Here is a 23508-nt window from a genome sequence, read left to right on the forward strand (position 1 = left end):
GCAGGTGCATTTATTTGTCAGCATCGTATTTTTTAAGCAACTCCCGGATGGCATCCATTTCCTTTTTCGATGTTTTTTTGTTGCCGAGCAACTGCATCATCAGGCTGGAAGCGGAGCCATTATACAGCGAATCCACAAAACGATTCAGCAGCTGTCCCTTCACTTTTTCTTCCGGGTGCGCCGGATGGTAGATGTGTTTCATATTGCTTTCATCCCTTACCACCAGCCCTTTTTCTGTCATGATCTGCATTAGTTTGAGGGTGGAAGTATAATTGACCTCCCGTTTTTGTTGATTCAATGTATCATTTACAAAGCGAACGGTTGAAGGGCCATGCTGCCATAACACCTGCAATATTTCCAGTTCGGATTTAGTTGGTTCAATGTTGTTATGCTTCTTTTCCTGTTTCATAAACTAAAGTTAGGAAATTATTCGTACGAACAAATAATTATTGAAATAATTTTTTGCTAATCCTTCAGCATTGTACAGATGTTTTCAGCAACAAGGCAGGTAGCGTAATACATAAAAAAGTTCCGCTAAAATTTAACGGAACCTTTAACTATCAGGGAACAGAAGATGAGAGATACTTAATTAAAAGCGCACATATTTTTGGATGGTTCCATCAGAAGGAATGTACCCGTCGTAAATGGTAAGTGTGTCTTTTACAATTTCAACAAAGAGTCTCCTGTATGGATCATCTTTCAACCTGATAAAATCCATGTACCTGCCAGTTCCCTGCGATGTATCTTTTCCAGTTGTATACCTCCCGCTGTCGGCCACTGAGTATGCAGGCGAAGTGGATTTGATAGTAAGTATATATGTTGAATCTGTAAACTGGTAAGTATTGCCGTTACCCGGTTCAAAGAAGGGGTTACAGTTGGGTGTTTGGCAACCATACAAAATCCGTAATTCCCAAAACCCTCTTAGCGAAGCTGAGTCGGTGACAATATAACCAGAGTTTATCAATTTATTTTTTACGAGGCTGCTGCTTTCTTTTTTACAGCCAGTTATAAAAAATATAATACAAGCCACACAAGATAACGGGAGGATGCATTTCATAAAAGTGCTTTAATTGTATAGCTGACAATCAACAGAAGGAAAGGGTTGCATGGATGCAGTACATTTAGCTTGCCACCATTTCTACATCCATTCCATAGATATCCTCCTCCCTTTTTTCATATTCATCTGGTGATTATACAGTTCTTATTATTATCAATACCCTTTATTCTTTTTATACAACAGATCAATGTACCGTTTAGCATTTTCATGCAGCGACAGAATGCTCTCCTGCCCTGAGTCCCACATTCCTTTCCCCTTTCGAATTGTCCGCAGCAGCTTACTCTGATCAAAGTAAAACCGGCCTTCGTATGCGGGTATGGTTGTCTTGTAATCCACCTTATCGTTCACCGTTTTAAAATGCCTCTCTTTTACGTAGGCAAACACGAGCGTGTTCTTGCTGAGGTAGTATTCGGTTTCAACAACACCATAAGAAAGGCCGATCCATTCCTTAATCTTGTACAACATTCCTTTTTTAAAATAGCCGGTCAATGAACCGCCGCCATCCGGCACGTTTTCAAGGAAGGCTTCGTTCTCAAGCATTATTTTTTTGAAACCGGTGATTTGATTGGTGCGGTTGTAAACCTGTTGTATGGCTTTGATCTTTGCATTTTCACTTTGAGCAAAAGAATGGTTACAAAAGCAGGCAAACAATAGTAAAAGCAATATGGTAATCTTAAAATGCATGAGAATGATTTGTACTGCAGTCCAAAAAAACTGTGCCAACATTCAATACGATGTTGCGTTGGCACGTATTACACCAGCCTGATCAGCAAAAGCAACCGAATTGAGGAAGTGCTCAACAAAGATAAAATGTAAAATAGTGCGACGCCCATGCAGCCGCCCATAGCTATTGTTTTCGCCCGGACAAAAGTTGTATTTGATTTTTTTAAATTATACTAATTCAATCACCGTAATCTCCGGCAGGATGCCTACACGGCCGGGATAACCGATAAAACCGAAGCCGCGGTTAACGTATAATTTCTGTTTGGTTTCTTCGTACAGGCCCGCCCATTCTTTGTACATGTATTGCACAGGGCTCCACTTAAAACCGGGGATATCAACGCCAAACTGCATGCCGTGGGTATGGCCGCTGAGCATTAAATCGATGGCAGGGTAATGCGGTTTTACCTGCGCATCCCAATGGCTGGGGTCATGGCTCATCAATATTTTAAAGGGATATTTTTCGGCCCCCGGATACGCCAGGTCCATGCGGCCGTGTTTGGGAAACCTGGCTTTATTGCTCCAGTTTTCAATACCAATCAATGCTATCTGGTGATCGTTTCTTTCCAGTACCACGTGTTCGTTCATCAGTAATTTCCAGCCCAGTTTGGCATGCACACCTTTTAAATTTTCCAGGTTTTGTTCTTTTGTAACGCCATTGTCGGGCCAGCTTACATAATCGCCGTAATCGTGGTTGCCCAGTGTAGAATACACGCCCATGGGCGCCTTCAGCTGACTGAACACATCCATATAGTCGTCCATTTCTGTAGCCCGGTCGTTTACCAGGTCGCCGGTAAATAATATAACATCCGCCTTTTCTTTTAAAATTTCATTTACGCCATGCAGTACTGCCTGCTTGTCCGTAAAACTGCCGCTGTGGATATCGCTGATGTGCAAAATCTTCATGCCTTTAAAACCAGCGGGTAAATTATCGAACGCCATCTGTACCCGCTTTACATCGTACTTATATTTATTGCCAAAGCCGTACACGAGGCTACCAAATAAAGTAGAACCAACGCCAAGGCCCATCCAGCTTAAAAAAACAGAACGGCTGATGGCATCGCTGCCGGAGGTATCGCCTGTTGAGTTGCGTTGAAATATTTTTGTGGCAATCCATTGAATGCCTCTTCTGATATCATCAGTAAAAAAGAAAAGCACGGCAGCAAATTTTGCCAGAAACAAACCGAGTACAGTGGCAAACATATAGGTGCGTACTACCCTTGGTAAAAATTGCTGGCTGCTAAATGAGAACAATAAGAAAGCAATGATTGCTACAGCGGAAATGGTCCAGTAAATGGCGTATACAATGGTTTTTGTTCTAGGCGAAGCGGATTGTGTAACCGTTTTAAGTGCCTGGAACACGTAGGTATCCAGCAGCAACATAACCGTAATAAATATAAAAGCGCCAAAAGGTGATCGCATACAAAGAGATTGAATTACTATAAAATTACAGCATTAAAAAAAAAAGCACTTGTTAATGTGGAACACCCTGCCCGTATTTGTAACACACGTACCAATTACCCGCCCGGAGGATCAACAGTTCCATCTTATTTACGGGAGACGTAGCAGGACGGCGGATATTTTAATCCACTTTATTTTTTTCGGTGCCGGTCCACTCAACAAATTCATCCAGCTGGTGATGAATGGCTTTTAATGTATTTTGATCTGTAAAATTGCCGTGCGCATCCATCAGACTGTCAATTACCGAAATGGGTAACTGGTTGGGGTGCACCGTAATTTTTAAAAAATTTAAGATGGCAGCCAAATGGTCGTTGCCCCTTAAATTACCGGCCCGGCCACTGCTGATGCCGGTAATGAGCGCTTTTTTATTCCACCAGATGCGGTGTGTTTTACAGGTATCAAACAACATTTTTAATACGCCGGGAATGCTGCCGTTGTATTCGGGAGATATAAATATATATTGATGTGTTGGGATGAGCACGGTGTTTTCAATTGCCTCAAAATGGGCATCCCGGGTATAGGTATTCAGGTCTTCCAGGGATAAAATGCCGGCTTCAATTCCTTTGCTGTGTAAAATCTGCTGGTACAGCCTGGCCACTTTCAGTGTATTGCTGCCAGTGCGGTTGGTGCCGGAAATAATTGTATACATATATTGTTTTTGCTGTTTTTGAGATGAAACAGTAACAACTAAGGTATGGGATTGTTGCACAATTTTGAGGCGAATGCTTAAATTTGCCCCCCTGTCAGCAGATTTGCCGTTTGCGGTTGAATTGCAAACAGTACCTTTGGCACTCTCAAAAAAATTGTTGAGGCGATCTTATAACACAATACATCTGGTTACAGACTTTAAGGTATGGCAAGAATAATAGGCATAGCGAATCAAAAAGGTGGTGTAGGTAAAACAACTACGGCCATCAACCTGGCTGCAAGTTTAGCAGTACTGGAATATAAAACTTTGTTGGTGGATGCAGACCCGCAGGCCAACAGCACCACTGGTGTTGGTTTTGATTTGCACAATGTTACAACCAGCCTGTACGATTGCATGGTGAATGAAACCCCGGCCAAAGATGTATTGCTGAAAACAGATATTCCCAACCTGGACCTCATCCCTTCGCATATTGACCTGGTAGGTGCAGAAATTGAAATGATCAATTACCCCAACCGTGAGGGGGTTTTAAAGAAAATACTGGAACCCATCCGGGATGAATATGATTTTATTGTAATAGATTGCTCCCCTTCCCTTGGCCTGATTACAGTGAATGCATTGGTAGCTTCAGACAGTGTAGTGGTGCCGGTACAAACAGAATTTTTTGCCCTGGAAGGCTTGGGCAAATTATTAAATACCATTAAAATTGTACAGAACAGGTTGAATACTGATTTGCAGATAGAAGGTATTTTAATGACGATGTACGATGGCCGCCTGCGCTTATGCAACCAGGTAGTATCCGAAGTAAGAAGGCATTTTGATGAAATGGTTTTTACCAGCATCATTCACCGCAACACAAAACTAAGTGAAGCGCCCAGCTTTGGCAAGCCTGTTATTTTATACGATTCTGAAAGCAAGGGCAGCGTAAATTACCTGAACCTGGCAAAAGAAATATTGCAAAAAAATAACCTTACAAAAATTAAACAGGAAGACAGGATAATCAGCTGATGAACTGATGCACTAACCGTCAGTAACGATTGTGTTGAGGCTATTTTCATATTCACATTTTCCTGGTTTTTTATTTACACATTATTATGACCCCACCAAATAAAAAAGACGCTCTTGGAAAAGGCATTCGCAGTTTACTGCAAAATATAGATGCTGATCTTAAAAGCACGGCCGGTAATTTAAAAACGGAGATTGTTGAAAAATCTACCGGTATTAACCGCATTGGTTTAGACCAGATAGAAATCAATCCCAAGCAGCCGCGTAAAGATTTTGATGAAACGGCATTGAGTGAACTGGCTGCATCTTTAAAACTGCACGACATTATTCAGCCGCTTACCGTAAGCAAACTCCCATCGGGTAAATACAGACTGGTAGCGGGTGAACGCCGTTTCAGGGCGGCCAAAATTGCCGGCTTAAAAGATGTACCGGTATACGTGCGTCAGTCCAACGACTCGGAATTACTGGAGCTGGCATTGCTGGAAAATTTACAAAGAGAAAATTTAAATGCCATAGAAATTGCCCTCAGTTACAAACGCTTAATGGACGAACTGGATTACACGCAGGAACAGGTAGCAGAGCGCATGGGCAAAGAACGCAGCACAGTTACCAACTACATCAGGCTGCTGAAACTACCACCGGATATCCAGATTGCGGTTCGTACCAACGTAATCTCCATGGGCCATGCCCGTGCGTTGATTAACGTAGATATGGTAGACAAACAACTATTTATTTTTTCTGAAATCAAAAGCAAGGAATTATCTGTACGGCAAACAGAAGACCTGGTTCGCAACATGTACACCGGTGGCGGTGCCGCTGTTAAAAATTCGGTAAAAGCCACCCTGCCCCCGGCGTTTAAAAAGATAGAAGATAATTTAGCATCGCAGTTTAATACGAAAGTTAAACTGGTACACAATAAAAAGGGGTATGGCGCTGTAACCTTCGAATATTATTCGCTGGATGAACTGAACGGCCTGCTCGAAAAATTGAACGTTAAAGTAAGTTGATGCAAAAAATATTGCCGATATTTTTACTGCTGTTTTTATCCTGCCTTTGTTGTTCTTTATACGCCCAGCAACTGAAAGATAGTGCTATAAAAAAAGTAAGCCCTGCTAAAGCAAAAAAAGACAGCATTGCTAAAAAAGAAAAAGTATACGACAGTACTGGTAAAGAAATAAAAGTGTTCAATCCCCGCATGGCCACCATTCACTCGGCCATCATTCCCGGCTGGGGGCAGATAGATAATAAAAAATACTGGAAATTACCGCTGGTTTATGGAGCGTTGGGTACAACCGCTTACGTGTTTTTTTACAATATTAAAACGTATAAATTGTTGCGGCTGGCATATATATATGCGTCAGATACACTCCCGTCAAACGATCATTTAATTGATGCTCAATTTAAAAATCTCAGTGCTAATTCAATCAAAATCTACCGCAATTCTTTCCGGCAAAATGTAGATTATTCGGTGTTGTTTTTTATTTTTTTCTGGGGCCTGAATGTGGTGGATGCAACAGTAGATGCCCAGCTAAAAGCATTTGATGTAAATGATAACCTTAGTTTAAAATTATCCCCCGGCTTTAGCCCGATGGCTAATACTACCGGCCTTAGCCTGGTGTTCGACATCCATTCAAAAAACCACCACGGATCCAAATAATTATCGATAGCTTAAAAAAACTACTGCATGCAACCAGCAACCAACTTAAAACAAAAAAAATTAAACATCGCCCTGGTAGGCTATGGTAAAATGGGTAAAGCCATTGAAGAAATCGCTGTACAAAGAGGGCATACCATTGTATTGAAAATTGATATCAATACCATGGACCAGTTTACAAAGGAAAATCTGCAGCAGTGTGATGTAGCCATTGAGTTTACCAGCCCGCATAGTGCTGTAGAAAACATCATTACCTGTCTGGGTGCAGGCGTACCCGTTGTAAGCGGCAGCACGGGCTGGCTGCAGCGTTGGAGTGAGGTTAAAGAAGTATGTGATCAGCAAGAGGGAGCGTTACTGTATGCCAGTAACTACAGCGTTGGTGTAAATATATTTTTTGAAGTGAATAAGCGCCTGGCGCAATTAATGAATCCTCATACAGAATACGAAGTAACCATGACCGAGATTCATCATACAGAAAAAAAAGACGCTCCCAGCGGAACCGCTATTACACTCGCTGAACAGATTCTTGAAAATATCGGCCGTAAAAAAGAATGGGTGAATGAGCAAACCGTAGCGCCCGGAGAGCTGGCCATCGTCAGCAAAAGAATTGATCCGGCACCCGGTACACATATTGTAAAATATAGTTCTCCCATTGATGACATTGAAATCATCCATACCGCACATAACCGCAAGGGTTTTGCAACGGGTGCAGTATTGGCTGCAGAATTTTTGCAGGATAAAAAAGGCATCTTCAGTATGAAAGATGTGCTGGGATTTTAAGTGTTGTTTCAATTGAAGCAGTCAATATAAAAAAATATTTATTCCCATTTGATACAATACTGTGTGGGTAAATATTTTAAGCAAATTTTAAAACACAGCCCAGCAAAGGTTTTGCGGCTACACACGGCCAAAAGCTATTCTTATATTTTTGAAACAGTGTGTTGCGGTAAAAAATAGATTCATTTTTTTTTTAAAAAAGTTTGCCTCAATGCCTTTTTGCCTTACTTTTGCAGTCCATTAAATAAAAATGGTGAAAGAATTGGTAGCTCAGTTGGTAGAGCAATACACTTTTAATGTATGGGTCCTGGGTTCGAGTCCCAGCCAGTTCACAAAGCCGCTTCGTAAATGAAGCGGCTTTTTTTATTTGTTTCAATCAAAGTCGTAACGAATACGAAGTACACAAAGTGCAGGTGTTTATTCGTCAGCTTTTCGCAAACACATGCTCCTTTGTGCTTGTTGTAATGTTAGTGCACTTTGTGTGAAATCATATTTGCTTCAACTTTGTTTTTTACACCAGCCTAACTCGCTTATTTTTGCATATAATTTTTTTTATGAATGACTTTTTTAAAAATAAGGTAGTAGCTATTACGGGAGGAAGCGAAGGTATTGGTAAAGCCCTGATAGACGCTCTGATACCATTAGGCGCTAAGGTAGCTACCTGTGGCCGCAACCAGGATAAATTATATACCCTGCAGGTGCAATATTCCGGTCACATGCTGCATACTATTGTGGCAGATGTAAGCCAGTACAGCGAATGCGAAAACTTTATTCAAAGTACCATTGATACTTTTGGCGGCATTGACATATTAATTAACAATGCAGGCGTTTCCATGCGGTCTTTGTTAAAAGATTGTGACGTGGAAGTGATAAGAAAAGTAATGGATATTAATTTTTTTGGCACCGTTTATTGCACCAAACTGGCGCTCAATACCATCATGGAAAGAAAGGGAACTATTGTTGGCATTTCTTCCATTGCGGGCTACCGCGGACTTCCCGGGCGCAGCGGTTACTCAGCTTCTAAATTTGCGGTGAATGGCTGGCTGGAAGCTTTGCGTACCGAGCTAATGGACGATGGCGTAAATGTGATGTGGGTTTGCCCAGGTTTTACAAAAAGCAATATCCGCAATGCGGCACTAAACAGCAAGGGCGAAAGCCAGGGCGAAAGTCCGTTGCGGGAAGCCACCCTGATGAAACCTGAAACATGCGCTCAACATATTATTAAAGCAGTCGCCAAAAGAAAAAGAACACTTGTGTTGACTTTTGATGGCAAACAAACTGTTTTTGTAAATAAGTTTTTTCCTTCGCTTGCTGACCGGCTGGTGAAAAAATTCTTTTTTAAAGACCGGGTACTTATCAAATAATTTCCTTTATAGCGAAAAGATAATGAGATGATGTCTCAGGTGATTCATAAGAAATACTTTAGTCCTTTATCATTTTGTAAACAACTGATAGCTTACTTTTAAAATAAAACGGAATATTACCCTGCAATGCCTTTACTCACCCTTACATCAGATATTGGTCAGCATGATTTTCTTGCCGGTGCAGTAAAAGGACAATTGTTACAACACGCCCCGCATTTTACGCTGGTGGATATTACGCACCAGCTTTCGCCTTTTAATTATCCGCAGGCTGCTTATGTGTGCAGGAACGCCATCAAAAATTTTCCGCCGGGAACATTTCACCTTGTGATGGTGAATTTGTTTGATGAAAAACCCGAACACTTATTGCTGGCTGAGCACAATGGGTATTTTATTGGCTGTGCTGATAATGGCTTATTGACCATGATACTGGAAGAAGTTCCCCAAAAAGTGGTAGCACTTCAACTGGAGAAAACACAGCAAAAAAATACCCTTTACTGCACCGCAGTTTTTGCCCGTGCCTTTAATGAGGTACATAACGGTAAACTGTTGGAAGAGGTAGGTGACGCCAGTGTTTCCATACAGGTGAAAAATCCTTTGCGGCCCTTGCTGGGCAACAACTGGATGGAAGGACAAATTATTTTTATTGACAATTTTGAAAACGTAATTGTAAATATTACAAGGGAAGAATTTGAAGAACAACGCAGGGGCCGCAGTTTTAAAATTGTGTTTAAACGGGATGAAGTGATTGATAAAATAAGTGACACGTACGCAGATGTTGTGGAAGGTGAAAAACTGGCCATGTTTAATTCTGCGGCCTACCTTGAAATTGCTATAAACAAAGGCAATGCAGCAGGGCTGTTTGGACTGCAGGGCTTTTCAGAAAAGCAGCAGCAGCAGGCGCAACAACAATATTTAAACAACCGGCTGTTTTACCAAACGGTGAAAGTTTATTTTGAGTAGAACGCGGTCGGCACCGAAGGTCAGACTGCAATTGCCGAAAGTAAAAAACAGGCGCTGGCAAATTGAAAAGGTCACAGGCGGTTGGCACCGGAGGTCAGACCGCAATAGCTGATGACAAAGTGTAGTTGCTATTGAATTGATGGCTTTGCTCAAAGCTGAAAAAGTACAAGAGAGTGACACAACGATGACGCTATGAAAAACAACTGCCCGTTCCGAAATTCGTCCAAACATTAAAATATTCCATAGCTCAATTTTTTGACTTTTATAACCAACATATCAGCAGATCAGCAGTCAGACAAAGAACTGTTGGCAGCATTTAAAACCCACGATAATATAAAATATTTGAGCATTTTGTACCAGCGGTATATGGACCTGGTATTTGGGGTTTGCCTTAAATATTTTAAAGATGCTGAGCGCAGCAAGGATGCAGTGATGGATATTTTTGAGGAACTGAATACCAAGCTGAAACTGCACGAAGTAGATAATTTTAAAGGCTGGCTGTATGTACTGGCACGCAATTACTGCCTGATGCAGCTGAGGAGCCCGAGAAACCTGAAAACAAGCGAGTGGAATGCCGATTTTATGCAATCGGCGGAAGTTACGCATCTGCAAAACGAAGCATTCGAAAAAGAGACCAGTTTTAAACACCTGGAAGCTTGTATGGAAACATTGCCGGCAGATCAAAAACAAAGCATTGAATTATTTTACCTGCAAAAAAAGTCTTACAATGAAATTTCTGTGATCACAGGCTTTGAATGGAACAAAGTGAGAAGTTTTATACAAAATGGAAAAAGAAATTTGAAATTGTGTGTGGAAGCAAAACAGGCGGATGATTGATGGCAGACAATAAAACAAATATCATTTACACAGCAGAAAATATACAACAATATTTTGAGGGCAGGTTATCGCCGGAAGCAATGCACGCCATGGAAAAAGCGGCATTGGACGACCCGTTTTTGGCTGACGCCATGGAAGGGTATGAAGCGATGAATGGCAAAGAGTGGCAACAGCAATTGAACGAGGCCAAAGCGCAAATTGCCGCGAAAGAAAATACCAAAAAAGCAACTCCGGTGATCACTGTTTTTAAATGGTGGCAAGCAGCAGCCGCAGTAATAGTGCTTGCAGGCGGTATAGGGCTGGCGTATTTGTTTAACCGGCCATCAACTGTCAATAATGAAAATGTTTCCATTGCTGATTTAAAACAAAAGGATAGCAGTGAACAAGTTGCTGTAGCAGAAACTAAAAGTGATTCAATTGCTGCAAGAAGCGGCTCACAGCAACAACGGGTAGTGGTTATAAAAGACAATCCGAAACCATTGATAGCGCAGTTAAAAACAAAACAAGTTTCAGACAGCAATACTGTTGCTATGAATGAAAATGCTGACGAAGCAGAAGAAAAAGTGAAACCGGGGTTGATCAGGGATAACGAGTCAAAAGAAGCGGCTACTGAAGACAATGCCAGCAATATGCCATCTGTAGCTGCGCCGGCTGCCGCTCCGAAAGCTTTTAAAAAAGAGTCAAATAGTGTTGCAGAGGGATACAACAATAAATCGCTCAGTAAAAATAATGCGGTGTTACGCAATTATTTTTCTGCCACTGTAACAGCGCCTGATAATACGCCGCTGCCTTTTGCCAATGTGCTGGTGCTAGATGAAAACGTGGGCACTTATGCTGACGCCAAAGGCCGATTTAAGCTGGCAGCGGCAGACAGCATTTTAAATATCCGAGTGCGGGCGGCAGGTTTTATGTCGCAGGTGTATCCAATTAAAAGTAATATCGCCGATAACAGAATTGTGTTGAATGAGCAGCAGGTGGCAGCAAAAGATATTGTGCAGTTTAAAAATAAAAAGCTGCCTGGTACTATGCCAAAAATAACCATGCAACTGGACACCCTGCTGAATGTAGAACCTGAAGATGGCTGGAGTAATTATGATACCTATCTTTCCAATAATGTTATGCCCGATCCCTCCATAACAGTCAAAAATATTCATGGTGAAGTGGAAGTAACTTTTGATGTACACAAAGACGGTACGTTAAGCAATATGAATATTTCCAAATCATTGTGCGCTGCCTGTGATGTGGAGGCATTGCGGGTGATTAAAGAAGGCCCGCAATGGAAAGTAAAAAAAGGGAAAAAAGAGAAGGGTAAAGTAAAGGTGAAATTTTAAGCAACAGAATAGTTCGGCATAAATCCCGGCAAGCCCTTTCTGCAATCTTGATATATTTAAGGTTCAAAAAAAATCATTCCAAATGAAAAAAAATCTTACAGCGTTTGCATGCGCAGGCATTCTTTTTATCAGTGTTGTTTCTGCCCAGGTAAGTTTACCATCTCCCTCTACCACTCAAACTGTAAAACAAGAATTTGGCATGGGTAGTATTGAATTAGTTTATTCAAGGCCCAATATAAAAAACAGGACTGTGTTTGGCGACCTGGTACCTTATGGTAAATTGTGGCGTACCGGTGCCAACGGCGCTACCAGGTTAACTTTCACCACCCCGGTTGAAATAGGTAGTAAAAAGATTGACACGGGGTCTTACGCACTCTACACGATTCCCTCAGAAGAAAGTTGGGAAATTATTTTGAATAAAGGCATCAGCAATGGCGGTACAAGCGGCTATAAAGAATCTGAAGACGTAGTTCATTTTACCGTACCCGCAGTAAAAACAATTGCCAGGACTGAAACCTTTACCATTCAGTTTGCCAATATCAAACCAGAAAGCTGCGACCTGCAACTGGTATGGGAAAAGCGACTGATTACCATCCCCATTATAACCAACATAAAAGATAAAATAAGGGCACAAATTGATGCCGCCATGCTGACTGATAAAAAACCCTACTGGCAGGCCGCCCAATTTTATTTTGAGTATGATAAAAATTTAACCAGGGCATTGGAGAATGTTACCAAAGCAACAGAAGAAAATCCCAAAGCCTACTACATGTTTTTATACAAGGCGAAAATTGAAAAAGAAATGGGCAAAAATGCCGCCGCAATGGAGACTTCCAAAACTTCGTTAGCGCTAGCGAAAGAAGCAAAAAATGATGATTATGTGAGAATGAATGAGAAGTTGCAAAAAGAATTGAAAAAAACAAATTAAACTTTAGTACTACGGGTGAAGATATTGCAGCAGTAAATTTATTACGTCAAGGAAATGGACTGTCATTTAAAAGTGACAGTCTTTTTTTACTTAACCCCGTCAGCGGTTAAAAACCCTGACGGCGTTTTAGCATGAACGAACGCGTATTTTTAGAATAAAAACCCTAATCAGGCGCCGACGATTTGAAAACCACCCCCGGGGTTTTTGATGGGATGCCACACCTAAGAAAGATTCTTTACTTTTTTATTAGCGGGAAGTATTGGCTGCAGCACAACGCTTAAAATAATTACCAGCAAAGCACCCACCACATTCAGCCACAGAAACGAAACAATATTGAGGTTGTAAACTAAAATAATCAACGCTTCTGAAATGACTGCTGCTATAAAAACAGCGTTTCCACCCACCCACTTCATCCAGAACGCCACCAGGAAAATACCCAGAATTACGCCGTAAAAAAGAGACCCCAAAATATTCACCGCTTCAATTAAACTGTTACCGAGATTGTATGCAAACATAGCCACGATAATGCTGAACACACCCCAGCCAAATGTGTACCAGCGGGAAATGTTGTAGTCTTTGGCTTCAGTACAATCTTTATTGATAAACTTTTTATGAAAATCAACTACCGTGCAGGAGGCCAGCGAATTGAGCGCCGCCGCAATGCTTCCCCAGGCGGATAAAAAAATAACGGCGATTAATAAGCCTACCAAACCTTTGGGCAAATTATCTACTACAAACCGAAGAAAAATATAGTTGGTATCATTGGCGTCATCACCGGGCAATGCCTTTTTTAAAACAGTTTTGTACTGAGCTCTCAAGTCATTTAACGCTGTCCTGTTTTGCCCGGCTATTGCAGCGGAATATTGTTGTTCCAATTGCACCAGTGTGTCTTTGTAATTTGTTTTTTTTGCTGCAATAATTTTTGCATCATCAAAATAAACCGGTGCCTTGTGGTATTGGTAAAATGAAAACACCAACACACCTAATAACAAAATTAAAAACTGCATGGGTACTTTTACCATGCCGTTCATCAGTAAACCAACTTTGCTTTCTTTATCTGACTTGGCTGTTAAGTATCGCCCCACCTGGCTTTGATCGGTACCGAAATAACTGAGTGCTAAAAAAAATCCGCCGATTACCCCGCTCCAGATATTGTATTTATCCTTCCAGTCAAAATGATTATTGGTAACTCCCATGGTAATGATATTCATTTTTCCCTGGCCGCCTGCAAGTTTCAATGCATCACCAAAACCAATATTAGCCGGCATTAATTTTACCACAAGGTAACCCGCTACAAACATGCCACCTATAATAATGATAAGTTGTAACTGCTGTGTATAAGCCACTGCTTTAGCGCCGCCGCTCATGGTATAAATAATCAGCAGGCCGCCCATCACCAGGTTGGTATAATAAATGTTCCAGCCTAATAAGGAACTTAAAATAATGGAGGGCGCATAAATGCTGATGCCTGTTGATAAGCCCCTGGATAATAAAAATAAAGCGGAGGTAAGTGTACGTGTTTTTACATCAAACCTGTTTTCCAAAAACTCATACGCCGTATATACTTTCAATCTTCTGAAAACAGGAACAAAAAATATGCAGATTACGATCATGGCCAGCGGCAGGCCAAAATAATATTGAACAAACCGCATCCCATCTGTATAAGCCTGGCCGGGTGCACTGATAAAAGTTACAGCGCTTGCCTGCGTACCCATAATGCTCAGCAGCACCAAATACCAGGGCATGCTGCGGTTGCTTAAAAAGTAGCCATCTAAATTTCTGGTTGTACGGCTTTTGTACATACCATAAATGATAATCCCTGTAAGTGTAGCGATTAATATAATCCAGTCAAGATTACTCATAAGCAGGCATCGTCATTTATTGCAACGGCAAGTTTACTCTTTTTTATGTAGTGTATAAGTTAATCTTATTTGAAATAACGGGTAATGCAATAGTAGGCTACTACCTGGAACAGCAGAAAGAAAAATACGCCGAGATACCATTTTTTCCAATATGATTTTTCCTTTTCCATGCTATTAGTTTACTTCAACACAATTATTTTACAGCCGCTATTAAGTTGGCAAAAAGCCGGTAAGCGCCGGGCACAGCCGCAGGCAGTTCCCGGAAAAAAACAAGGCCGGTATATATAAATCTCCCCTTTCCATAATTGGCAATAATCAAACTGCCATCCTGGTCATTTTCGTTGGGATCTTTCATACTTAAAATGCGCTGGTAACTGGCATCGATATTTTCTGCATTGTAGATACTGCGTTCCTGCACCCAGCCTTCAAAATCTTTGGCAGTAATTTTATTTGGATAATTCAATGCCGGATGATCAGGCAATAAAAAATTAACCGTGGCTTCTTCATCAGTAACCCGGTTACGGCTAATGGTAAAAGGATAAGGTGACATTTTAGCCTTCACCGGCCCAATTGCATTACTGGTATTGTATTGCGTGAGCAACACTCCTCCATCATTCACATATTGCATTAACGCGTCGTAACTGTTGCTTAGCCATTCATTGATGTTGTAGGCACGCACGCCCGTTACAATGGCATCAAATTGTTTAAGGTTGGCAACGGTTAAATCAGCCTGTTTCAGCATCACTACTTTATAGCCCATTTGTTCCAGCGCCTGCGGTACTTTATCTCCTGCACCCGGGATATAACCTACCAGGCTGCCTGCAATTTTCAGGTCAATTTTTAACACCGGTACCTGGTCATAAAAATTGTATGCTATTTCGGGTATGTGATCGTAATTTATTTTATGTACCGCATAAAACTGGTCCTGGTGAAATGTTTTAGCTGACAGTTTGCCGCCATAAAAATCTTTTGAATTTTTCGCTACCGCATCACCGGCAATGGCAACATCTGCAAACTTTCTGTCGCCCTTATTCATGTGAATCACTGAATCGAAAATAGTAACCGCCTTGCTGTTGTTATTGTATTTAAATTGGGCCGCATCGTTTACAGCGGTATTGGCCTGGATGGTAAAATGGATGGTCTTTTTTACATTCACATCCTCATTTTTAAAAATCAGCATCGAAGGTGAACTGGTAATGTTTACCGGGTAAATCAATTGTACCGGCTGATAAATTTCTCCCTTCACCGGGTCGGTATATTTATAACGTACCGGTTTTTTGAACTTGAAATTTACCCCGTCGATGGTTGCACCAAATAAAATACTCAACGGTTCATTTTCTGCCTTTCCAATCAGTTGCTGGTCGGTTACATTAAAGCCACCCTTCTCCATTTTATTTTCCAGCCAATAAGGTTGTGATACTTTTTGGTCAGGCCGGATGTAAACACTCAATCCAAAACTGGCATTGACATCTTTTTTCAACGCGTCAAAGCCGTGATAAATATCGTACATGTTTACGTCGGCATTGGTTAATGCTACACCCAGGCGGTTGTTAAACGTGGCGGTAATTTTTAAGCTGTCGCCTTGTACCGCATACTGGCTGCCAGCTGTGGCTTCCATAAACAAGCCGCTGCAATACTCCAGCAGTTTTTTGATGTCGTTTTGTTTTTGTTCCTTCCAGTAATCATCCTTGATGGCATCTATTTTTTTATATAGTCGTACCAATTGGCTCACGCTGTTTTCAGGATGTTCAGGTGAATAATTTTTATAGATGGAATCGATGGTTGACTGAATAACGTTGGCTGCGCCTGTTCTTTTCCAACCCAGGTCAACACCATCCAGCAAATCACTTACGGGCTTGTCGCCTTTGATGGTTGAAAAATACTCAATGGCTTCACCTCTTTGTGCCGGTACACCAAAGCCCTGGCTTTTATGCTGACTGCGGCCTAACGCAGCCAGTTCGCCATAACTTTTACCCAGCAAAGGATTGTACATACCTGCATCCAGTTTAAATTGCTCCTCGCTGGTAGTGTTGGTATTGCCAAAATTAAAGGTGTTCCATAACATGCGTTTCGCCTGCCACACAGTAACGCCTTCTTTTAACTGCTCAGGAAATTTTGTTGGATCTGCTGCTGCATCAAAAGCTTCCCGGGCGAGTATACCCGAAGCGGCATGGTGCCCGTGCCCTGCCCTGCTGTCTTCCGGAAAGCGGGCGATGATTACATCCGGCCTGAACTTGCGCACCACCCACACCACATCGCTTAAAATTTTATCATGGCCCCATGTCTTCAACGCCTCTTCCGGAGTTTTGCAAAAGCCAAAATCGTAAGCCCTGCTAAAAAATTGTTCAGCACCGTCAATGCGCCTGGCCGCCAGCAATTCCTGTGTGCGGATCAACCCCAAATCTATTCCCTGTTCATCACCAATTAAATTCTGACCTCCATCTCCTCTTGTTAAACTGAGGTAGCCGGTACGCACCAGTTTTTCATTCGCCAGGTAAGCCAGCAGTCGTGTATTTTCATCATCGGGGTGTGCAGCGATATACAAAACAGAACCCAGTACATTCAGCTTTTTTACCTGCTGCAATATTTCTGAGGAAGTATAAGTTTTCGGCGTTTGCGCAATAGCGTCCGATTGCATGCAAATCACGGCAATCAGCAGCGTTGTTATTTTTTTTATCATCCAGAAAAAATTTAAAAGTCAAAAATTAAAAAATAGAACATCCAAATATCAGACATTGAAAATCAGGCATCAGACATGATTTCTATTGTCCTACAAAAAACACCGCATTGCTCAGCATCAGTTTTCCGTTCTCCCAAAAGCAGCGAAAAACCGGATCATCTGAAAAATATACAATGCTACCCTGCCCGTACTCCTGCACACCGATTGCAGTGCCATCTTTTATTTTATCTTTTACCTTACTGCCTGCAAAACCCGCCACCTTGCTGTCTTTTTTTATAATGCCGACATTCCAGCCTTCCTTTAAAAATTCATACATCTTATCATCCTGCTTTAAGGTAAAATAATAATTGGGGTATCCAAAAGCTAACGGGTGAGTGTTATCAATATCCAGTTTATAAATTGCACCGGCGATGGTATTTTTAATGTACTCATGCTCATTTTCTTCATAGGGTTTTACATCCGCGTACGACACTTTTGGTTCGTCTTTTTTGTCTTTCTCTTCGTCCTCTTTCTTAACCTTCAGTCCCCAGTCGCCGTTAGCCATTTGATTTACTGCATTTTCAAGCGCAATAATTTTACCGCCCTGCCGTACCCAGGTTTTTAAATCAGCCAATGGTTCCTTGTCACTTAAAAATTTATAATTGCCATTGGGTAAAATGATGACGTCAATATTCTTTAAACTCAGGTTGGTAAAGTCATCTGCATTAATCAGTGTTAACGGATAATCCAGTTCCTGTTCAAACAAATGCCATAACTCTCCTGCTGCACCGGCATCGGTTCCTTTACCCGTTACCAGCGCCACTTTTGGCTGGTTAATAAAATGCGTTTTTGCACTGCCAAAGTCATTGCCGCTTTCCATAAAGCCGGTGGAGATCGCTGTTACATTTGCATTGAATTTTTGTGCTGCAACTGCAAAATCTGCCAGTTTAGTCTCGTTGCCTTTCTTTAAAACAATCAGTGTACCCCGCATAAATTTTTTATCATTCAGCATAAAATCCTTCTCTGCAAACCTTACCCTGATGCCGGCATTTAATAATGCCGCTAAAAATTTAGCTTCTTCAAACGAAGTGTAGTTTACCAGGTAGCCATAAGAAGTTTCAGGAACAGCAGCAGTTGTTTGTTTGGCACCATAAGGTGTTATCGTAATTTTTTCTTTAACCGCATAAGCCTGCAAACCGAACACATAGGGTAGGCTCCAGGCGGTAATGTCATAAGTAGCAGAATCAACCAGTTTTGATTTGGGCTCAAACAAAACCTTTACCAGCGTACCTTTTGGCTGGTAGGTACTAACGACCAGGCTATTGGCTGCGCTAAAACTTTCTTCTTTACCGCTAAAATAGTTAAACCCTTTTGCGTTATTGATAACAGCGTTGCTGTAAAGAATGTTATTGCCATCCAGCATTCTTTTTAACGCATTTATTTTATTGGAGTTTACATCTGTAACAACAAATGATTTATACTCGCCTATGCCATTATTTTTTTCGTTTATAAAAAAGTTACTGAATTCCTTCATCAGCTTTTCTTTGTTCTGGCTTGCCATTTCAAGGGTACTCATACCGGTTGTAAAATGGTGCGCTATCCTGTCTTTGAGCGTTAGCGTATCGCCGTTATCAATGATGACTGCAGAACCGGAACGGGAGCCGCCGCCCTGTTCAAACGTCATACCAATGGCACCGCTATAGATAGGATATGTATCGCCATAAGATGGATAAAACAGATCAAACTCTTCTTTGGTGAAATATAACCAGCCATTGCTGTCAAAATACTTCGCATTGTTTTTTCCGATGGTTACCTGGAAATCCCGTTGCCATTGAGTTACCACCTCGTGATAAGGTTGCGCGGCCGGGGCAAAATAATAAGGATTGTTATATCCCTGTTCATGATAATCAACATGCACCTGCGGCATCCATTGGTTGTACATTTTTAACCGCTGCTGAGTTTCTTTTTGTGTTTGCCACGCCCAGTCGCGGTTTAAATCAAAATTGTAGTGGTTCGTTCTTCCACCGGGCCAGGGTTCCATGTGTTCCCTCGACTGCTTGTCGGGATTTGCATTTTTACCCACCACGGAATTGTACCAGTTAACATAACGGTCACGACCATCAGGATTGATACACGGATCAATCAGCACCACTGTATTCTTCAACCATTCTTTGGTGGCGTTGTTGGCCGGGTTTAATAATTCATACAACGTTTTCATGGATGCTTCGCTGCTGCTGGTTTCATTGCCATGTACATTGTAACTCAGCCATACAATCACCGGAGCATTTACATTGCCCTGCTGGTCGGTTAACATCCCGGTTAATCTTAAATTATTTTTACGGATATCGTCCAGCTTTGCCAGGTTTTCCGGCGTGGCAATATAGGCAAGCAACAGGGGCCGTCCTTCATTGGTTTCTCCATACTGGTCGAGCTTCATCACCTGTGGCATGGCTGCAACAGCGTATTTAAAGTAGTTCACTATTTTATAATGCGGTGTATATTTACTTCCCAAAGGATAACCCAAAAATTCGTCAGGACTTTTAATGGTTTGGGCGAAGGAGCAAAAAACAATACAGGCAAAAAATAAAATGAGAACTATTTTTTTATCCATAAAAAGGCTTTAGTATTGACTTGGTTTTGAAGTAAGGTTATTGAGAAGGCTATTCATAATAAAAAAAAACTGCAGATGAAATTCAACAGGATTGTAATGAGTATTTTATTTTATTGCTTATTCGTGCAATGTACAGCACAAATCAATGCTTACCAATACCACTCACAAAAAAAAGTAAGTGGTATAAAAGCAGCTGTTGTGTCGGCCCATCCATTGGCCAGTAAAGTAGGTGTGCAAATTTTAAAAAGTGGTGGCAATGCAGTGGATGCGGCCATTGCAACGCAACTGGCACTGGCAGTGGTATACCCCGGCGCCGGCAATATTGGTGGCGGCGGTTTTATGGTAGCACATCTTACAACCGGTAAAAATATTACGCTTGATTACCGCGAAGCTGCACCCGAAAAAGCCAGCAGGGATATGTACCTGGATGCAAACGGCAATCCGCAAATGCAATTATCGCAGGATGGTCATTTGGCAAGCGGTGTACCCGGTACGATTGCAGGCGTATTTGCGGCTTTAAAATATGCAAAACTTCCTTTTAAACAACTGATACAACCCGCCATTGAACTAGCGGAAAAAGGATTTGCTATTACGGAACATGAGGCCAGTGATCTGAACGAATTAAAAAAAGAATTTCTGCAGATCAACAGCAGCCCCGTTGTTTTTGTTAAAGATGCCGAATGGAAAAAAGGTGATACGCTGATTCAAAAGGAACTGGCGGGCACATTAAAACGCATCCGGGATTTGGGTGCTAAAGATTTTTATGAAGGTGAAACAGCGAAGCTAATTGTGGCCGAAATGCAAAAAGGCAAAGGCATTATTTCCATGGATGACTTGAAAAATTATCGTGTTAAAGAAAGAAAGGCCATTGAATTTAATTATAAAAATTGTCACATCATTACAATGCCGCTGCCAAGTAGCGGTGGCATTATTATGCAGCAGGTACTAAAGATGATCGAACAAAAAAATATAGGTGGAATGGGTTTTCAGAGTGCAGCGAGTGTGCAGTTATTAACCGAAGCAGAACGCAGGGCATATGCAGACAGGGCACAATACATGGGCGATGCCGACTTTGTAAAAGTGCCGGTAAAAACACTTGTAAGCGACCAATACATCGCAGAAAGAATGAAGGATTACACGCCCGGAAAAGCAGGCAGCAGTGAAACAACAAAAGCGGGTGCTATTAAGGAAAGCGAAGAAACAACACACCTGAGTGTGCTGGATAAAGATGGGAATGCAGTCTCCATTACTACAACCTTAAATGGCGGTTATGGCAGCCGTGCAGTTGTTGCCGGCGCAGGTTTTTTATTAAATAATGAGATGGATGACTTCAGCGTAAAGCCTGGTGTGCCGAATATGTATGGCGCTGTTGGCGCAGAAGCCAATGCCATTGCTCCCGGCAAAAGAATGCTAAGCAGTATGACACCCACGATAGTATTGAAAAACAACCAGCCCTTTATGGTTGTAGGTACGCCCGGAGGCACTACTATCCCAACGAGCGTCATTCAAACCATTGTAAATATTGTTGATTTTGGTATGAGTGCGGAAGATGCCGTGAACAAGCCCAAGTTTCACCACCAGTGGTTACCCGATGAAATTTATGCTGAAGATGATTTTAGTGACGCTACCATGGAAGCATTGCAGGCCATGGGTTACAAAGTAATTAAAAGGGGTCAAATTGGCCGTACAGAACTGATCCTGATTACGGGCGGTGCAAAAAAATTAATAGTAGCGGTTGGTGATAAAAGAGGCGATGATGATGCGGAGGGATATTGATTGAAGGCCTTTTGTTTTATCTGACAACAATGATGACTCTGAAAGCATGAACGAAGATTTGATCGGGCACAATTTCGCGGAAGCCGTTGATAAGGGAACCATCAAAAAGGTTATCAATGTGATAAAAATAATTTTATTGCTTTGTATTGTTTATTCTTTTTCAGATGTTTGGAAATGGTATGCTTACCTGTCAGCAGTTCATTCAGGTAATCATACATTTAAATATTTTTACAAATTAATACTATTACCCGCTGCAATTATTGTTAACCTTGTCGCCCGAATTACAAGCCTTATTTTAAATTTAAACGGCACTGAATTGTTGTACGCTTCTTTTGTAAATGATGAGGCAATTCTTTTAAACAAGGGATATAAACTTCTGTACAAAAGTGTCCTTATCTCAGTTATCACTTTTGCAATAGAAATCTTCATCTGGAGCGTAGGATTTGTATTAAAAATATAAGGCATCCTAAGAAGGGCAATTCTCTATTTCAGAATGATCTCATCCCGAAAAATTAAGTACTTTAATATTCACTTAATTTTGATCTGGCTAAATCAACCTCTTCATTTCATCAATTATATCGCATGGCCAATAAAAAATTTCCGTTCACGGGTACCGGCTCGGTAGTATTGCACAGTGCGGGCCATCACAATGCAGAACACGCCCATCTTACACCCATCTTTGCTACATCTACTTTTACATTTGATACTGCCCAACAAGGCATGGAGCGTTTTGCCGGCGAAGATAAAAGCCGGCTCTATGGCCGTTGGGGTAATCCCACTTTTACAGCAGCAGAACAAACCATCGAAGCGCTTGAAGCGTTTGGCTTGATGGATGAAAATGGTGAACCGCTGCAATTGAAAGCCCTCCTGCATTCCAGCGGACAGGCGGCCATGACAACCCTTTTCATGAGCAATCTCAAGGCCGGTGATGCAGTCTTGTCGCACTATTCCCTGTATGGACACACGTACGAGCTATTGCTGAAAGTACTGGCGGAATCGGGCATTCAAACCATCATTGCCGACCTGCGTGATTTGAATGTGGTGGAAGAAACCATTAAAAAAAATCCGGCTATCAAAATGGTGCATATTGAAACGCCGGCCAACCCCACCATGCAATGCGTTGACATAGCCGCGGTAACAACAATCGCAAAACAACATGGGCTGGTGGTTTCGGCTGACAATACATTTGCCACGCCTTACCTGCAGCAACCTTTTAAATATGGTGTTGATTTTGTCGTTCATTCTACTACAAAATTCTTAAACGGCCATGGTACTTCTATTGGTGGCGTGCTGGTGGGGAAAGACATCGAAAAGATGAAAAACCATATTTGGAAATGGCATATTTTACTGGGCAATAACAACAATCCTTTTGATGCTTTTTTGCTCATTAACGGTATGAAAACACTGGAGATAAGAATGGAGCGGCATTGCAGTAACGCCATTGCTGTTGCGGATTACCTGGACAAACATACCGCGATCGAAAAAGTAAATTTCGTAGGGCTTGATTCGCACCCCGACCATGCCATCGCCTTAAAACAAATGAAACAACCCGGCGCATTGCTGAGCTTTGAAGTAAAGGGTGGAATTGACGCAGGCAAACAATTTATCGACCGTCTGCAAATGTGTGTCAGGGCGGTTTCACTGGGCACAGTAGATACGCTCATCTCTCATCCCGCCAGCATGAGCCATCGCGGAATGAGTAAGGAAGACAGAGAAAAAAATGGCATCACGGATGGCCTGATCAGGCTAAGTGTGGGTATAGAAAATGTAGCTGATATTTTAACCGATCTTGAACAGGCGCTTGCCTGATTTTTATTAATTTTATAAATGCAAGTTGCTTTTTATAAACTCCGTAAATAA

Annotated in this window: 20 protein-coding genes and 1 tRNA gene; 13 read left to right on the forward strand and 8 right to left on the reverse strand. The window is 41.6% G+C overall.

The features are described from left to right. Positions 1–10 precede the first annotated feature (10 nt). The 5 genes from QWZ08_RS05625 to QWZ08_RS05645 form a co-directional block, all read right to left on the reverse strand. On the reverse strand, positions 11–409 hold the full coding sequence (locus QWZ08_RS05625; protein WP_290336266.1) for a BlaI/MecI/CopY family transcriptional regulator: 399 nt from the start codon (positions 407–409) through the stop codon (positions 11–13). A 180-nt stretch (positions 410–589) separates the two neighbouring features. Continuing rightward, entirely contained in the window at positions 590–1057 is a 468-nt protein-coding gene (locus tag QWZ08_RS05630) for a hypothetical protein (protein ID WP_290336267.1), read from the reverse strand. A gap of 153 nt (positions 1058–1210) precedes the next feature. Beyond that, a complete protein-coding gene (locus QWZ08_RS05635) occupies positions 1211–1741 on the reverse strand; it encodes a hypothetical protein (protein ID WP_290336268.1) in 531 nt (176 codons plus the stop codon). Positions 1742–1948: 207 nt separating this feature from the next. Further along, positions 1949–3199: a metallophosphoesterase gene (locus QWZ08_RS05640; protein ID WP_290336269.1), complete on the reverse strand. Its 1251-nt coding sequence runs from the start codon at positions 3197–3199 to the stop codon at positions 1949–1951. A gap of 160 nt (positions 3200–3359) precedes the next feature. Next, positions 3360–3887, reverse strand: coding sequence for an NADPH-dependent FMN reductase (locus QWZ08_RS05645; protein ID WP_290336270.1), 528 nt, complete (start codon positions 3885–3887; stop codon positions 3360–3362). 204 nt (positions 3888–4091) lie between these two features. On the opposite strand from QWZ08_RS05645, the gene QWZ08_RS05650 reads away from it, so the two are divergent. From QWZ08_RS05650 to QWZ08_RS05695, 10 genes are all read left to right on the forward strand, one after another. Continuing rightward, a complete protein-coding gene (locus QWZ08_RS05650; RefSeq protein WP_290336271.1) occupies positions 4092–4892 on the forward strand; it encodes a ParA family protein in 801 nt (266 codons plus the stop codon). An 86-nt stretch (positions 4893–4978) separates the two neighbouring features. Beyond that, positions 4979–5896 carry a ParB/RepB/Spo0J family partition protein gene (locus QWZ08_RS05655; protein ID WP_290336272.1) on the forward strand — a complete coding sequence of 306 codons (918 nt, stop codon included), beginning with the start codon at positions 4979–4981 and terminating at the stop codon, positions 5894–5896. After that, entirely contained in the window at positions 5896–6546 is a 651-nt protein-coding gene (locus tag QWZ08_RS05660; RefSeq protein ID WP_290336273.1) for a DUF5683 domain-containing protein, read from the forward strand. The genes QWZ08_RS05655 and QWZ08_RS05660 overlap by 1 nt, the downstream gene beginning before the upstream one ends. Positions 6547–6573: 27 nt before the next feature. After that, a complete protein-coding gene (dapB, locus tag QWZ08_RS05665) occupies positions 6574–7323 on the forward strand; it encodes a 4-hydroxy-tetrahydrodipicolinate reductase (RefSeq protein WP_290336274.1) in 750 nt (249 codons plus the stop codon). A gap of 256 nt (positions 7324–7579) precedes the next feature. Then, a tRNA-Lys gene (locus QWZ08_RS05670) sits at positions 7580–7652 on the forward strand. A gap of 222 nt (positions 7653–7874) precedes the next feature. Beyond that, positions 7875–8684, forward strand: a complete 810-nt coding sequence (locus QWZ08_RS05675) for an SDR family oxidoreductase (RefSeq protein WP_290336275.1) — start codon at positions 7875–7877, stop codon at positions 8682–8684. Positions 8685–8810: 126 nt separating this feature from the next. Further along, a complete protein-coding gene (locus tag QWZ08_RS05680; RefSeq protein WP_290336276.1) occupies positions 8811–9644 on the forward strand; it encodes an SAM hydrolase/SAM-dependent halogenase family protein in 834 nt (277 codons plus the stop codon). Positions 9645–9899: 255 nt separating this feature from the next. Beyond that, on the forward strand, positions 9900–10481 hold the full coding sequence (locus tag QWZ08_RS05685) for an RNA polymerase sigma factor (protein ID WP_290336277.1): 582 nt from the start codon (positions 9900–9902) through the stop codon (positions 10479–10481). Beyond that, the gene (locus QWZ08_RS05690; RefSeq protein WP_290336278.1) at positions 10481–11812 is read left to right on the forward strand and encodes a carboxypeptidase-like regulatory domain-containing protein; all 1332 of its coding nucleotides are present in this window, start codon (positions 10481–10483) and stop codon (positions 11810–11812) included. Before QWZ08_RS05685 ends, QWZ08_RS05690 begins: the two co-directional genes overlap by 1 nt. Before the next feature lie 82 nt (positions 11813–11894). Further along, on the forward strand, positions 11895–12740 hold the full coding sequence (locus QWZ08_RS05695) for a DUF2911 domain-containing protein (protein WP_290336279.1): 846 nt from the start codon (positions 11895–11897) through the stop codon (positions 12738–12740). Positions 12741–12961: 221 nt separating this feature from the next. On the opposite strand, the gene QWZ08_RS05700 is transcribed toward QWZ08_RS05695, so the two are convergent. From QWZ08_RS05700 to QWZ08_RS05710, 3 genes are all read right to left on the reverse strand, one after another. After that, positions 12962–14602, reverse strand: a complete 1641-nt coding sequence (locus tag QWZ08_RS05700; protein WP_290336280.1) for a sodium:solute symporter family protein — start codon at positions 14600–14602, stop codon at positions 12962–12964. Positions 14603–14795: 193 nt separating this feature from the next. Further along, on the reverse strand, positions 14796–17282 hold the full coding sequence (locus tag QWZ08_RS05705) for a PIG-L family deacetylase (RefSeq protein ID WP_290336281.1): 2487 nt from the start codon (positions 17280–17282) through the stop codon (positions 14796–14798). Between the two features lie 82 nt (positions 17283–17364). Next, positions 17365–19872 (reverse strand): M14 metallopeptidase family protein, encoded by a 2508-nt coding sequence (locus QWZ08_RS05710; protein WP_290336282.1) that lies wholly within the window; start codon positions 19870–19872, stop codon positions 17365–17367. Positions 19873–19947: 75 nt separating this feature from the next. On the opposite strand from QWZ08_RS05710, the gene ggt reads away from it, so the two are divergent. The 3 genes from ggt to QWZ08_RS05725 all read left to right on the forward strand — a co-directional run bounded on the left by ggt (position 19948) and on the right by QWZ08_RS05725 (position 23457). After that, complete coding sequence (gene ggt / locus QWZ08_RS05715; RefSeq protein WP_290336284.1) at positions 19948–21648, forward strand: gamma-glutamyltransferase; 1701 nt, start codon at positions 19948–19950, stop codon at positions 21646–21648. Positions 21649–21694: 46 nt separating this feature from the next. Next, positions 21695–22108, forward strand: a complete 414-nt coding sequence (locus QWZ08_RS05720; protein WP_290336286.1) for a hypothetical protein — start codon at positions 21695–21697, stop codon at positions 22106–22108. Positions 22109–22230: 122 nt separating this feature from the next. Next, on the forward strand, positions 22231–23457 hold the full coding sequence (locus tag QWZ08_RS05725) for a trans-sulfuration enzyme family protein (protein WP_290336287.1): 1227 nt from the start codon (positions 22231–22233) through the stop codon (positions 23455–23457). Positions 23458–23508 lie beyond the last annotated feature (51 nt).

The organism is Ferruginibacter paludis, from assembly GCF_030409685.1.
Taxonomy (GTDB): Bacteria; Bacteroidota; Bacteroidia; order Chitinophagales; family Chitinophagaceae; genus Ferruginibacter; species Ferruginibacter paludis.

What these genes read in the sequence shown, in the direction of transcription:
- QWZ08_RS05690 (WP_290336278.1), top strand. Translation starts at nt 10,481, where the DNA reads ATGGCAGACAATAAAACAAATATCATTTACACAGCAGAAAATATACAA.
- QWZ08_RS05645 (WP_290336270.1), bottom strand. Translation starts at nt 3,887, where the DNA reads ATGTATACAATTATTTCCGGCACCAACCGCACTGGCAGCAATACACTG.
- QWZ08_RS05705 (WP_290336281.1), bottom strand. Translation starts at nt 17,282, where the DNA reads ATGATAAAAAAAATAACAACGCTGCTGATTGCCGTGATTTGCATGCAA.
- QWZ08_RS05720 (WP_290336286.1), top strand. Translation starts at nt 21,695, where the DNA reads ATGAACGAAGATTTGATCGGGCACAATTTCGCGGAAGCCGTTGATAAG.
- QWZ08_RS05655 (WP_290336272.1), top strand. Translation starts at nt 4,979, where the DNA reads ATGACCCCACCAAATAAAAAAGACGCTCTTGGAAAAGGCATTCGCAGT.
- QWZ08_RS05700 (WP_290336280.1), bottom strand. Translation starts at nt 14,602, where the DNA reads ATGAGTAATCTTGACTGGATTATATTAATCGCTACACTTACAGGGATT.
- QWZ08_RS05640 (WP_290336269.1), bottom strand. Translation starts at nt 3,199, where the DNA reads ATGCGATCACCTTTTGGCGCTTTTATATTTATTACGGTTATGTTGCTG.
- QWZ08_RS05675 (WP_290336275.1), top strand. Translation starts at nt 7,875, where the DNA reads ATGAATGACTTTTTTAAAAATAAGGTAGTAGCTATTACGGGAGGAAGC.
- QWZ08_RS05710 (WP_290336282.1), bottom strand. Translation starts at nt 19,872, where the DNA reads ATGGATAAAAAAATAGTTCTCATTTTATTTTTTGCCTGTATTGTTTTT.
- QWZ08_RS05625 (WP_290336266.1), bottom strand. Translation starts at nt 409, where the DNA reads ATGAAACAGGAAAAGAAGCATAACAACATTGAACCAACTAAATCCGAA.
- QWZ08_RS05680 (WP_290336276.1), top strand. Translation starts at nt 8,811, where the DNA reads ATGCCTTTACTCACCCTTACATCAGATATTGGTCAGCATGATTTTCTT.
- ggt (WP_290336284.1), top strand. Translation starts at nt 19,948, where the DNA reads ATGAAATTCAACAGGATTGTAATGAGTATTTTATTTTATTGCTTATTC.
- QWZ08_RS05635 (WP_290336268.1), bottom strand. Translation starts at nt 1,741, where the DNA reads ATGCATTTTAAGATTACCATATTGCTTTTACTATTGTTTGCCTGCTTT.
- QWZ08_RS05630 (WP_290336267.1), bottom strand. Translation starts at nt 1,057, where the DNA reads ATGAAATGCATCCTCCCGTTATCTTGTGTGGCTTGTATTATATTTTTT.
- QWZ08_RS05695 (WP_290336279.1), top strand. Translation starts at nt 11,895, where the DNA reads ATGAAAAAAAATCTTACAGCGTTTGCATGCGCAGGCATTCTTTTTATC.
- QWZ08_RS05660 (WP_290336273.1), top strand. Translation starts at nt 5,896, where the DNA reads ATGCAAAAAATATTGCCGATATTTTTACTGCTGTTTTTATCCTGCCTT.
- dapB (WP_290336274.1), top strand. Translation starts at nt 6,574, where the DNA reads ATGCAACCAGCAACCAACTTAAAACAAAAAAAATTAAACATCGCCCTG.
- QWZ08_RS05725 (WP_290336287.1), top strand. Translation starts at nt 22,231, where the DNA reads ATGGCCAATAAAAAATTTCCGTTCACGGGTACCGGCTCGGTAGTATTG.
- QWZ08_RS05650 (WP_290336271.1), top strand. Translation starts at nt 4,092, where the DNA reads ATGGCAAGAATAATAGGCATAGCGAATCAAAAAGGTGGTGTAGGTAAA.